Origin of the sequence: Streptomyces cinnabarinus (assembly GCF_027270315.1) — a bacterium.
In the GTDB taxonomy this organism is placed as follows: domain Bacteria; phylum Actinomycetota; class Actinomycetes; order Streptomycetales; family Streptomycetaceae; genus Streptomyces; species Streptomyces cinnabarinus.
The window spans coordinates 7109199-7121470 of record NZ_CP114413.1 but is presented as its reverse complement, the minus strand read 5'-3'; the positions used below and the strand labels follow the sequence as shown (position 1 = coordinate 7121470).

Sequence of the window (12272 nt, the reverse complement as noted above, 5' to 3'; positions counted from 1 at the left end):
CGCCGTGATCGAGTGCCCCTGGGCGGATCAGCCGGTGAAGCGCTCCCGTAGCTCGATCTTGCGTACCTTTCCGGACACCGTCATCGGGAAGGTGTCGAGGATCCGCACCCCGGCCGGGATCTTGTAGTGGGCCAACTGCCCTTCGCAGAAGGCCCGTACGTCCTCCAGGGTCGGTGGGTCGGCGGAGTCGCGCGGGATGACGCAGGCGAGGACCTCCTCGCCGTAGCGCTCGTGCGGGACGCCGATGACCTGGACGTCGGCGATCTTGGGGTGGGCGTAGAGGAACTCCTCGATCTCGCGCGGGTAGATGTTCTCGCCGCCCCGGATGATCATGTCCTTGATCCGGCCGACGATCTCGACGTAGCCGTCCTCGCGCATCACCGCCAGGTCGCCGGTGTGCATCCAGCGGGCGGGGTCGACGGCCTCGGCGGTCTTCTCCGGTTCGTTCCAGTAGCCGAGCATCACGCTGTAGCCGCGGGTGCACAACTCCCCTGCGGTGCCGCGCGGTTGGGTGACGCCGGTCGCCGGGTCGACGATCTTCACCTCGACGTGCGGCAGGACCCGGCCGACGGTGCCGGTGCGGTGTTCCAGGTCGTCGTCGCGCCGGGTCTGGGTGGAGACCGGCGAGGTCTCGGTCATGCCGTAGCAGATGGACACCTCGGCCATGTTCATCTCGCTGACCACCCGCTTCATCACCTCCACCGGGCAGGGCGAGCCCGCCATGATGCCGGTGCGCAGCGAGGAGAGGTCGTAGGAGGCGAAGTCGGGGAGGTTGAGCTCGGCGATGAACATCGTCGGCACGCCGTACAGGGAGGTGCAGCGCTCCCGCTGGACCGCTTCCAGGGTGGCCCTGGGTTCGAAGGACGGGGCCGGGATGACGATGCAGGCGCCGTGCGAGGTCGCCGCCAGGTTTCCCATCACCATGCCGAAGCAGTGATAGAAGGGCACGGGCAGACAGACCCGGTCCTGCTCCGTGTAGGCGATCAACTCCCCCACGAAATAACCGTTGTTGAGGATGTTGTGGTGGGAGAGCGTGGCGCCCTTGGGGAAGCCGGTGGTGCCCGAGGTGTACTGGATGTTGACCGCGTCGTCGCAGGACAGGTCCCCCGGCAGCTCGGCCGGGACGGCGCGGGCGAGCAGCGCGTCCCAGCTCGGGGAGCCGAAGTACACGGCCTCGCGCAGGTCCGGGCAGTTGCCGCGGACCTCGTCCACCATCGCCCGGTAGTCGCTGGCCTTGTGGCCGAGCGAGGCGAACAGCAGGGAGATCCCGGCCTGTTTGAGCACGTACTCGACCTCATGGGTGCGGTACGCCGGGTTGATGTTCACCATGATCGCGCCGATCCGGGCGGTGGCGTACTGCACCAGCACCCACTCCGGGCCGTTGACCGCCCAGATCCCGACCCGGTCGCCCTTGCCGACCCCGCTCGCGAGCAGCGCGTACGCCAACTCGTCGACGTCGACGAGGAGTTGGCCGTACGTCCAGCGCCGCCCGGAGGGCACGTCGACCAGCGCCTCCCGATCCGGCCAAGTCGCCGCCGTACGGGCCAGGTTGTCGCCGATGGTGTCGCCGAGGAGGGCGGTCGCGCCCGTTCCGTGGGTGTACGACAGTCCGGTCACCGGAAGTCCTCCTCGCGGTACTCGGCGTCCGAGCCGGCCGCCGTGGCCTCACGCAGTTCGATCCGGCGGATCTTGCCGGAGACGGTCTTGGGCAGTGGCGCGAACTCCAGCCGACGGACGCGCTTGTAGGGGGCGAGCACCTCACGGGAGTGCTCGAAGAGGACCTTGGCGGTGTCGGGACCCGGCTCCCAGCCCTCGGCCAGGACGACATACGCCTTGGGCACGGCGAGCCGCAGCTCGTCCGGGGCGGGCACGACGGCGGCCTCGGCGACCGCCTCGTGCTCCAGCAGGGCGCTCTCCAGCTCGAAGGGGCTGATCTTGTAGTCGGAGGCCTTGAAGACGTCGTCGCTGCGCCCGATGTACGTCAGATAGCCCTCCTCGTCCCGCGACGCGACGTCTCCGGTGCGGTAGTAGCCGCCCGCCATCGCCTCCGCCGTACGGTCCGCGTCGCCGTGGTAACCGGTCATCAGGCCGACCGGGCGGGCCGACAGGTCGAGCGCGATCTCGCCCTCGCCGGCGCCGGGCGCGCCGGAGACCGGGTCCAGGAGTTCGACCCGGTAGCCGGGGCTGGGGCGGCCCATGGACCCGGTCTTCAGCGGCTGGCCGGGGCTGTTGGAGACCTGGACGGCGGTCTCGGTCTGCCCGAAGCCGTCCCGGATGGTCACGCCCCAGGCCCGTCGGACCTGCTCGATGACCTCGGGGTTCAGCGGCTCCCCCGCCGCCACGGCCTCGCGGGGCGGGGTGGCGAGCGCGGACAGGTCGGCCTGGATGAGCATGCGCCAGACCGTCGGCGGGGCGCAGAACGTGGTCACGCCCGCGCGGTCCATCTCCGCCATCAGCCGGGCCGCGTCGAAGCGCGTGTAGTTGTGCAGGAAGACGGTCGCCCCGGCGTTCCACGGCGCGAACAGGTTCGACCAGGCGTGCTTGGCCCAGCCCGGGGAGGAGATGTTCAGGTGCACATCGCCGGGCTTGAGGCCGATCCAGTACATGGTGGCGAGGTGGCCGACCGGGTACGACAGATGGGTGTGCTCGACCAGCTTGGGCCGGGCGGTGGTCCCGGAGGTGAAGTAGAGCATCAGCGGGTCGTCGGCGCGGGTCGGGCCGTCGGGCGTGAACCCGGCGGGCGCGTCGTAGGAGTCCTCGTACGACAGCCAGCCCTCGCGCGCGCCGCCCACGACCACCCGGGTGTAGTCGCCGGGCACCTCGTCGAACTTCCCGGTGTCCTCGGCCCGCACGATCACCTGCCGGACCCGCCCGCGCGCCACCCGGTCGCGCAGATCGGCGGGCCCGAGCAGCGGGGTGGCCGGGATGACGACCGCGCGCAGCTTCATCGCGGCCAGCGCCGTCTCCCACAGCTCGGTCTGGTTGCCGAGCATCACCAGCACCCGGTCCTCGGCCCCGACGCCTCGCGCGCGCAGCCAGTTGGCGACGCGGTCGGAGCGGGCGGACAGCTCGGCGAAGGTGAGCCGGGCCTCGGTGCCGTCCTCCTCGACGATGTGCAGCGCCGTGCGGTCGTTGCCCTCCGCCATGACGTCGAACCAGTCGAGCGCCCAGTTGAACAGCTCGGGCCGGGGCCAGTCGAAGCCGGCATAGGCCGTGGCATAGTCCTCGCGGTGCTCCAGCAGGAAGTCCCGTGCCCTGCGGAATTCCTCGGTGGCCGTCATGTGTCCTCCTCGGTTCCGGACCATTGCCCGGCGGCTCCCTGCCATCGTGTAATCCGTGATGCAGGTCTCACTACCCCCAAATGGGGGTGTACGCCGCAGAGGAAGGGCGGGCAGTTGACGGCAGATGGCACCGGAGCGGTGGAGATCCGCGGCGCGCTGGTCCGGCTGCGGCGCACGACCGGGCTCCCGGTCGCGTTCGGCGGCCTGGTGGAGTCCGTCCGCCCGCAGATGCTCATCAGCGAACTCAACGGCACCGCCACGCACTCGCTGAGCCGTCTCGCGGTCACCTCCGGCACCGGCCTCGGCGGCCGCGCGGTCGCCCTGGCCCGCCCCTGCGCGGTGACCGACTACTCCTCCTCGCGGCAGATCAGCCACGAGTACGACAGCGCCGTCGCCACGGAGGGCCTGCGCTCCGTGCTCGCGGTCCCGGTCGTCGTACGGCGGCGGGTCCGCGGAGTCCTCTACGGCGCCCTGCGCACCGCGCAGCCGCTCGGTGACCGGACGCTGTCCGCGGCGGTGGCCGCGGCGCGGGACGTGGAGCAGGCGCTGGTGGTGCAGGAGGCGGCGCGTGACCTGCTGGCCGTGGCTGCTCGGCCGGAGCCGGAAAGGGGTGGCGCCGGGTGGGAGCAGGTCCGCGAGGCGCATGCGGCGCTGCGGGCGCTGGTGCCGAGGATCTCCGATCCGGGGCTGCGTTCGGAGTTGCTGTCGGTGTGTGGGCTGCTCACCGCCGAGGGGCGGGCGTCGTCGGTCTGTCTCGCGCCTCGGGAACTCGATGTGCTGGCCTGTGTGGCGGCGGGGGCGACGAATGTGGTGGCCGGCGAGCGGTTGGGGTTGCGGGCCGAGACGGTGAAGGGGTACCTGCGTTCAGCCATGCGGAAGCTGGGGGCGCGTACGCGGGGGGAGGCTGTGGTCGCCGCGCGGCGGGCCGGGCTGTTGCCGTGACGCTCCGCTGGAAGTGCCACGCGAGGCCGTCGATCGACTGCTGCGCCGTCGTGGCTGGTCGCGCAGTTCCCCGCGCCCCTGGGTGGGTTGCACTTGCCCTTTCATTCATCCATCCCCTGAGCTGTTATTTGCCTCACTCGACAGGCACTCCGTAATTCAAAGACCCATTGCCTAATATTGGCCCGGACACGACACAGGGAGGGGAGCGGTGACCGTGCCACGGGAGTTCAGCGAGCCTGCCAGATCCCGCTCCGACCTGGTCATCGGCCGGGACGAGCCGTTCACCGCCGCGCGTGCGCAGCTCGCCCGGGGCGGCAGCGTCCTGCTCCACGGGCCCGCCGGAATAGGAAAGTCGACCGTCCTGCGGGCATTGGCCGTCGAATACGGCGAAGCGGCACGGACCGTGTTGCGCTGCTCGGCCACCGAGTCCGAATCCCATCTCCCCTTCCTCGCCCTCGCCGACCTCCTCGGCCTGGTCCTGGACGAGGTCTGCGACAAGCTGCCCGCCGCGCAGCGCACCGCCCTGGAGTCGGCGCTCACCGGCCGCGGCGAGTCCACCCTCCAGCGCGACGGACTCGCCCTGCGCCTGGCCGTGCTCTCGGCCCTGCGCGCGCTGGCCGCCGAGGGCCCCGTCCTGATCGTCGCGGACGACCTCCAGTGGCTGGATCCGGCCAGCGCCGAACTCCTCGGCTTCGCCGCCCGGCGGCTCGGCGACACCCAGGTCCGGATGCTGTGCGCGGCCAGAACCGAGGACCAGGAGTACGACAGCCATCTACGCGCGTCCCCGCCGGACACCCTCGCCCTCCGGCTCGGCCCGCTCTCCCGCACCCAGACCGCGGCCCTGCTCGACCACCGCGGCTACACCGGCCTGCCCCGCACCACGGTCCGCGACATCCACCGCACCAGCGGCGGCAATCCGCTCTTCGCCCTGGAACTCGGCCGCGCGCTCGCCGAGAACCCCACCCCGCCCCGGCCCGGCGAGCCGCTGCCGGTGCCGACCTCGCTGCGCGCCCTGGTCCTCAACCGGCTGGAGATGCTCTCGCCCGCCGCCCGCCACACCCTCCTCGTGGCCAGCGCCGGGGCCCGCCCCACCCTGGCCCTGCTGCACGCGGCGGGCCGCACCGACGCCGAGGCGGAGACCGCGCGGGCGGCCGGACTCGGGCTGCTGGCGACGGACTCGGAGGGTCCCGCCGTACGCTTCGCGCATCCGCTGATCTCGGCCGCGCTGTACGCGGAGGCGCCCGCGCAGGAGCGGCGGGCCGCGCATGCCGCGCTGTCCAGGGCGGCCTCGGACCCCATCGAGCGGGCCCGGCATCTGGCGCTCGCGACCACCGGCACCGATCCGGCGGTGGCCGCCTCGCTGGCGGAGGCCGCCGCGCTGGCCCGGGATCGCGGGGCGCCCTCGGTGGCAGCCTCGCTGGGCCGGCTCGCCGCCCGGCACACCCCGGCGGAGGACGGCCCGCAGGCGCTGCTGCTCCAGGCCGCCGAGGACGCCATCACCGCCGGTGAGCTGGACCTCGCCCGGGACATCGCCCGCGAGGTGCTCTCCGGTTCGACGGTGCCCGCGGAGCGGGTGCGGGCCTGGATCGTGGTGATCGAGACCGCCGGTCACGCGATGACCGAGGTCGACGCGGTCTTCCCGCAGGCGCTGGCCGACGCGGGCGACGACCCGAGACTGCTCGCCCGGATCCACTACCAGCTGGGCTGGCGGGCGCTGCTGGTGGACGGCGACTTCGATCCGGCGCGGGAGGAGACGGCGTACTCGGCGGAGCTGGCGGCGCGCGGCGGCGACCGGTACACCGAGCTGATGGCGCTCGCCTTCCAGGCGCAGATCGAGACCCTGATGGGCCACCCGGACGCGCCCCGGACCATCAAGCGCGCGCTGAAGGAGCCCCAGGACCCGCGGGTGGCCAGCCATCACAACGGCGCCGGGTACGCCCGGTTCCGCTGGCTGATGATGAGCGACCAGCTGCCCGACGCACGGGCCACCGTCACCGCCCTGCTGCGGGAGGTGCGGCGGCGCGGCTCGGTGGAGAGCGAGGTGCACTTCCTGCGCGGACTGGCCGAGACCGAGCTGCGCACCGGGCACTGCGCCCGCGCCCTGGACCTCGCCCGGGAGAGTCTGCGGCTGGCCCGGGACACCGGGATCGGCGAGGTCGCCTCCGCCGTGCTCACCTCGCTCGCGGAGGCGGCGGGCGGCGAGCTGGACCGGGCGCTGGCCCTGGCCCGGGAGGCCCTGGACCACTCCGAGCAGGACGGCGACCAGATGTATGTCTCCCGCGCCCTGGCCGCCCTCGGGCACGCCCAGTTGGTGGCCGGGGACGCGCCCGCCGCGGTGGCCTCGCTGCGCCGGGTGCGCGAGCTGGAGCAGGGGCTCGGCATCACCGACCCGGCGCGCGGGCGCTGGCACGGCGATCTCGCCGAGGCGCTGGTGCGGATCGGGGAGACCGAGGAGGCGCAGGACGTCATCGACACCGCCCGCGCCCGCGCGCTGCGGCTGGGCCGGGAGAGCGTGCTGGCGGTGCTGGACCGCGCGGAGGCCATGGTGCGCGCGGCGCGCGGCGAACGGGACTCCGCCGCCGTCCAGTTGACGTCCGTGCAGGACCGGCTGGCCAAGCTCGGCTACGGCCTTGAGGAGGCGCGGGCCGCCTTCGCGCTGGCGGCCCTGCGGACGCACCGGCCGGGGCCGACCTCGTACGACGAGGCGGCCCGGCTGTTCCGGCGGTGCCGGGCGCTGCCCTGGCTGAGCCAGGTGGAGTCGGCCGCGACGATGCCGCAGCCCGCGGAACCGGCCCCGGCCCCGGCCGCCGCGCTCGACGCGCTGGACTCGCTCGCCTCGATGGAGCGTCAGGTCGCGGCGCTGGTCATGGAGGGCGCGACGAACCGGGAGATCGCGGCCCGGCTGTTCATCAGCGTCAAGACCGTGGAGGCGACGCTGACCCGGGTCTACCGCAAGCTGGGGATCCGATCGCGCGTCGACATCGTCAGACTGGCGGCGGGCCGTCCCGGCAGCTGAGATCCGCGCGATTCACCGGCAGCGGGGGTTTGGCGGGGGCCGACCGAGGGTTTTCCCTGCCCAACTCCCTTAGGGGGTTCCCTCCTTGGGAAGGGGATTCAACCAGTTCTAGCGTATGCCCTGTGCCGCTCGCCGGGCACACGGGAGTCGGTCCCGCGACTCCCGTGCTTCACCCCCACACCCGCGCGACCCCCCACCGGCCATCAATGAGGAGACTCATGTTCGGGCTCACCCGTGCCAAGAAGACCGCGGCCGCGCTCGCGGCCACCGCCGCAGCGGCCACCGCGCTGATCGGCGTCGCCCCCACCGCCGCCGCGGCTCCCCAGCCCATCGTGGGCGGGTCGACGACCACGACCACCGCGTACCCGTTCATGATGCAGATCACGGACTCCTCGCAGAACCAGTTCTGCGGCGGCACGCTCGTCTCCGCCACGAAGGTCGTCACCGCGGCCCACTGCATGGTCGGCGAGAGCACCAGCAGCGTCAGAGTCGTCGGCGGCCGCACCTATCGCAACGGCACCAACGGCACGGTCAGCCGGGTCAGCAGGATCTGGATCCACCCGAGCTACACGGACGCCACCAACGGCGACGACGTGGCCGTGCTGACCCTGTCGACGTCGATGCCGTACACCACGGCGCCGTACGTCTCCTCGACCCAGACGGGCGTGTACGCGGCCGGCACCACCGCCCGGATCATCGGCTGGGGCACCACCTCGGCGGGCGGCAGCTCCTCCAACCAGCTGCGCACGGCGACTGTGCCGATCGTCTCCAACTCCAGCTGTGCGAACTCCTACGGTTCGGACTTCATCTCGTCCGACATGGTCTGCGCCGGATACACCTCCGGCGGCGTGGACACCTGCCAGGGCGACAGCGGCGGTCCCCTGCTTGTCGGGGGCGTCCTGGCAGGGATCACTTCCTGGGGCGAGGGCTGCGCGGCGGCTGGTTACCCGGGTGTCTACACCCGGCTGACCACCTTCTCCAGCCTGGTGACCGCGCAGGTCAACTCGTAACCCGGAAAGACTCCTGAGTATCCCTCAGGTGCAATACCAGGGGGCGTTGCGGGCCTCCACGAGCGGCCCGCAACGCCCTCTATCCATGTCCTGCCGTCTTATGAGGGCAGGACGGTCCCGAAGCGGATGTCGTACGACGACTCCGGGTGCATGACCTGAAGCATGTGCGCCCCTTCCGTCAGGACCTCCGCGCGCTGGGCCTTGGTGAGGTCACCGAAGGGCTCGATGACGAGGGCGCCGTCGATGATCCGCCAGACGCCCGCGAGGAAGCCGTCGACGAGGAACGGGCAGTAGACGGTGTTCACCTGCCAGGTGCGGCCCCGGTTCGCGGGCGGGATCACCCGGGTGCGGTCGGCGTGGGAGAGCAGCAGGTTGTCGAACTCGGGCAGGAAGCGGGGCGGGGCCGGGGTGGCCGGGTCGGGCCTGGGGGCGTCGGGGAGGTCGAACAGCTCTACGCCGTTCTCGTCCCGGAAGGTGATCAGCTCCGGGCGCAGCCGCTCGAAGGCGGGGCGGGTCCGGGTCAGCCCGCACCAGGTCTGGAAGTCCTTGACCGAGGCGGGCCCGAAGGCGGCGAGATAGCGCAGGACGGTGGCGTCGACCGACGCGGCGGGCTCCTCGGCGCGGCCGAGCCAGTGCTCGACGGTGGTCAGGGAGACCTGGGCGCTGCGGCCCCACACTCCGCGCGGGGTGACCTGGACCAGCGGCAGCTTGCAGCGGGCGGCGACGGCCAGGGACTGCGGATCGGCGTCCGGCCACTCGGCCCCGAGCGCCTCCCGCAGTTGCTTCATGGTGCGCGGCGCCTCCTCGACGAGGTCGCGGGCGAGGACCGCGAGCCGGTCCAGGTCGACACCGACGAGGCCCTTGCGGAAGAGGTTGATCTCCCGGGTGCGGGCGGGCTGCACCAGGGGCCGCAGGATGAGGCTGTCGTCGGCGCTGTGCAGATGGATGGTCGAGCGCATGGTGACGATCCGCACGGTCTCGCGCCGTTCCAGCGACCCGGCGAGCTCCTCGGGCCGGAAGCCGTCGAGGCGGGCGGCGAGCGCGTAGTACGGCGGCTTGACCTCCTGCGCCTGGAGGCCGACCAGGTGCTCCACGGCGGCCTGCGCGGACATCGGGGTGCGGCGCAGCAGCAGTTGCCGGTCCAGGGTGGCGCGGTTGAGGGCGCGGGTGCCGAGAACGGGGCCCTGGGCGGTCGTCGTCTTCGTCATGTCCCGCACGCTAGTACCGGTTGCGGACAGATACGGTCCGCGATGCCACGTTCCGTCCGCGCTCGCTCGGCCGGGTCCGCCGTATAGCCTGCTAGGGCCTGTCGTTTGGATCAGGCCGGCTGCAGGAAACGGTGCAGGTCGGCCGAGCCGAGCGGGGTCTGGTGCGTGCAGCTGCAAGGCGGAGGAGGGCGTCGACGCGGAGCGTCGGCAACCGACGACAACGCCGCAGCTGTGCGTGCCAGACCCCGCGACGCCGGACTGATCCAAACGACAGGCCCTAGCTGGGAGATCACCGGGCGTCGGCCGAGAGGCAGCCACGATGGCGAAGAACCACCGGAAGTCCGTCTGGCGCCGCGCCCTGACACCCCCGGCCGGCGCCCCGGAGCCCACGACGCCCCCGGACGGGCCCGCGCCCGCCGAGCCGGAGCCGGCGAGCATCGTGCAGGCGGCCCTGTACCGGGACGGGGTGCGGGTCTCCTCCCCCGCCACGCTCGCCGAGACCTACCGCGAGCTGCGCGAACAGCCGTCCGGTATGGCCTGGATCGGGCTCGCCCGGCCGCCGGAGTCCGAACTGAAGTCGCTGGCCGCCGAGTTCGACCTGCATCCGCTGTCGGTCGAGGACGCGCTGGAGGCCCATCAGCGCCCGAAGCTGGAGCGGTACGGCGACACCCTGTTCGTGGTCCTGCGCGCGGCCCGCTATCTGGACGCCCCGGAGGAGGTCGACTTCGGCGAGCTGCACGTGTTCGTCGGGCCGGACTTCGTCATCACGGTCCGCCATGGCGCGGCGCCCGATCTGTCGGCGGTGCGCCGCCGCATGGAGGAGACTCCGGAGCTGCTGAAGCTGGGCCCGGAGGCGGTGCTGTACGCGATCCTCGACGCGGTGGTCGACGGGTACGTCCCGGTCGTCGCGGGCGTCCAGAACGACGTCGACGAGATCGAGACGGAGGTCTTCCGCGGCGACCCCGCCGTCTCCCGCCGCATCTACGAACTCTCCCGCGAGATGGTCGAGTTCCAGCGCGCCACCCGCCCCCTGGTCGGGATGCTGCACGGCCTGATGGCGGGCTTCGCAAAGTACGGCACGGACGAGGAGCTCCAGCGCTATCTCCGTGACGTCGCCGACCACGTCACCCACACCAGCGAGCGCGTCGACTCCTTCCGCCAGGCCCTGACCGACATCCTCACCGTCAACGCCACCCTGGTCACCCAGCAACAGAACGCGGAGATGCGGGCGTTGGCGGAGGCGGGGTTCGCCCAGAACGAGGAGATCAAGCGGATCTCCTCCTGGGCGGCGATCCTGTTCGCCCCGACGCTGGTCGGGACGATCTACGGCATGAACTTCACGCACATGCCGGAGCTGCACTGGGTGCTCGGATACCCCTTCGCGATCGCCCTGATGGGGATCATCTGTGTGAGTCTGTACGTCATCTTCAAGCAGCGGGACTGGCTCTAGCCGCCGGGCCGGAAAGTGACCGAGGTGCCGGTGAAGCGGGCCTCGATTCCGGCCGGGGTGGGGGTGACCGAGCGGAGGTGCAGGCCCTCGGGGATGTTGCGCAGGGGGACGGGGGTCTCCAGGGCCTTGTCCAGCAGCGTCCTGAGGGGCGGGAGCAGCTCGCCGTCGACCGCCTGGACGTCCTTGAAGGCGATGCGGTTTCCCGGTGCCGCCGAGACCGCCGCGCTCACGGTGACGTCACCGGCGAGCGGCAGCGTGGCCGTCGCGTTGACGCGGCCCGGTTCGTCGCCCCGCGACACGGTGACGCCCAGCGCGGCCGATACGTCCTCGTACGACAGGAACGCGGTCGCGTCCACACTGTCGGCGTGTGCTTCGTCGGCGTCGCCGGAGGTCCGCAACTCGTCGAGGGCGACGGTGAGTTGGGTGACCGGGAGCGGGCGGTCCGCTCCGTCGGCGGGGATGTCATGGGCGGTGAGGTCGACGTGCCGCAGACTGCCCCCGGCCAGTTGGGGCAGCACCGGGAAGCCGCTGACCCGTACCGAGGGCCGTTCGGCGGTCCCCATGCCGTCCTGGAACGCCTCGGCCGTACGGCTCTCCGCGCGGGCCGCGGCGAACCGGTCGGCCACGACGGCGCCCAGCAGGACGGCCACCAGGGACGCGGCGACGACGATCCCGCGCCGCCGCCTCGCGCTCGGCGGGCTCGCGTGGACGGCCTCGGTGCAGCGGGGGTCATCGGGGTGGGGCATGAGGTTCCTCTCCGGGGCGGCTCAGCAGGTCTCGTACACGGGTGACGGCGAGGTCGTGGTCCACGCCCATCGCGATCAGCGCGGCGGTCGCGGCACCCGTGCCCTCGTCGGCCCAGGTGCCGTCGTTCACGCACTCCAGGAGCCCGAGCAGATACCCCTCCAGGGCCCGGCTCAGCGGGCCGGGCGGCACGGATGTGTGGAACAGGCCCTGCCGCCGGCCGCGGGTGATGATCGCCTCCGCCGTCGCGCGCGCCGGGGCGAGGACCTCCTCGACCCGCTCGGGCCCGAGGTCCTGGGGCGCGAGCCGGAGGAGCATGCGGTAGCGGTCCCCGACGGGCCACACGGCGAGGACGAAGCGCGCCAGGGCCCGGGCGGCGTCCGGCTCGGGTTCGGCCGGGGCGTCGAGCGCCTGTCGCAGGGCCGCCGCGGCCTCCGCCACCAGCCCCTCGACCAGGGCGGACCGGCCGTCGAAGTGGCCGTAGACCGTGCGCCGCACCACGCCCGCCACCTCGGCGATGTCACCGAGGCTGCTGTCGGGGTCGCGGCCGAGTGCCTCTCGGGCCGCCTCCAGGATGCGGGCCCTGGTGCGACGGGGTGCGCGCCTCATGAGCCGATAGTT

The 12272-nt window shown here is 72.4% G+C and carries 9 protein-coding genes; 4 read left to right on the top strand and 5 right to left on the bottom strand.

Going from position 1 to position 12272, the window contains the following annotated elements; translation table 11 throughout:
• Nucleotides 1-27: 27 nt before the first annotated feature.
• Together STRCI_RS32225 and STRCI_RS32220 are read right to left on the bottom strand one after the other, a co-directional pair.
• Entirely contained in the window at nt 28-1617 is a 1590-nt protein-coding gene (locus STRCI_RS32225) for an AMP-binding protein (RefSeq protein WP_269662475.1), read from the bottom strand.
• On the bottom strand, nt 1614-3281 hold the full coding sequence (locus STRCI_RS32220) for an AMP-binding protein (protein ID WP_269662474.1): 1668 nt from the start codon (nt 3279-3281) through the stop codon (nt 1614-1616). The genes STRCI_RS32225 and STRCI_RS32220 overlap by 4 nt, the downstream gene beginning before the upstream one ends.
• A gap of 114 nt (nt 3282-3395) precedes the next feature.
• Between STRCI_RS32220 and STRCI_RS32215 the strand changes: the two genes are divergently transcribed.
• From STRCI_RS32215 to STRCI_RS32205, 3 genes are all read left to right on the top strand, one after another.
• Nucleotides 3396-4223, top strand: a complete 828-nt coding sequence (locus tag STRCI_RS32215) for a helix-turn-helix transcriptional regulator (RefSeq protein WP_269662473.1) — start codon at nt 3396-3398, stop codon at nt 4221-4223.
• A 208-nt stretch (nt 4224-4431) separates the two neighbouring features.
• A complete protein-coding gene (locus STRCI_RS32210; protein ID WP_269662472.1) occupies nt 4432-7239 on the top strand; it encodes an ATP-binding protein in 2808 nt (935 codons plus the stop codon).
• 218 nt (nt 7240-7457) lie between these two features.
• Nucleotides 7458-8249, top strand: a complete 792-nt coding sequence (locus STRCI_RS32205) for a S1 family peptidase (protein WP_269662471.1) — start codon at nt 7458-7460, stop codon at nt 8247-8249.
• A 98-nt stretch (nt 8250-8347) separates the two neighbouring features.
• On the opposite strand, the gene STRCI_RS32200 is transcribed toward STRCI_RS32205, so the two are convergent.
• The gene (locus tag STRCI_RS32200) at nt 8348-9457 is read right to left on the bottom strand and encodes a winged helix DNA-binding domain-containing protein (protein WP_269662470.1); all 1110 of its coding nucleotides are present in this window, start codon (nt 9455-9457) and stop codon (nt 8348-8350) included.
• A gap of 319 nt (nt 9458-9776) precedes the next feature.
• Between STRCI_RS32200 and STRCI_RS32195 the strand changes: the two genes are divergently transcribed.
• On the top strand, nt 9777-10907 hold the full coding sequence (locus STRCI_RS32195) for a magnesium and cobalt transport protein CorA (protein WP_269662469.1): 1131 nt from the start codon (nt 9777-9779) through the stop codon (nt 10905-10907).
• Here the strand turns inward: STRCI_RS32195 and STRCI_RS32190 are convergent.
• Together STRCI_RS32190 and STRCI_RS32185 are read right to left on the bottom strand one after the other, a co-directional pair.
• Nucleotides 10904-11653, bottom strand: a complete 750-nt coding sequence (locus STRCI_RS32190) for an LmeA family phospholipid-binding protein (protein WP_269662468.1) — start codon at nt 11651-11653, stop codon at nt 10904-10906. The two genes, STRCI_RS32195 and STRCI_RS32190, sit on opposite strands and share 4 nt — an antisense overlap.
• The gene (locus STRCI_RS32185; protein WP_269662467.1) at nt 11637-12260 is read right to left on the bottom strand and encodes a TetR/AcrR family transcriptional regulator; all 624 of its coding nucleotides are present in this window, start codon (nt 12258-12260) and stop codon (nt 11637-11639) included. Before STRCI_RS32185 ends, STRCI_RS32190 begins: the two co-directional genes overlap by 17 nt.
• Between the last annotated feature and the right edge of the window lie 12 nt (nt 12261-12272).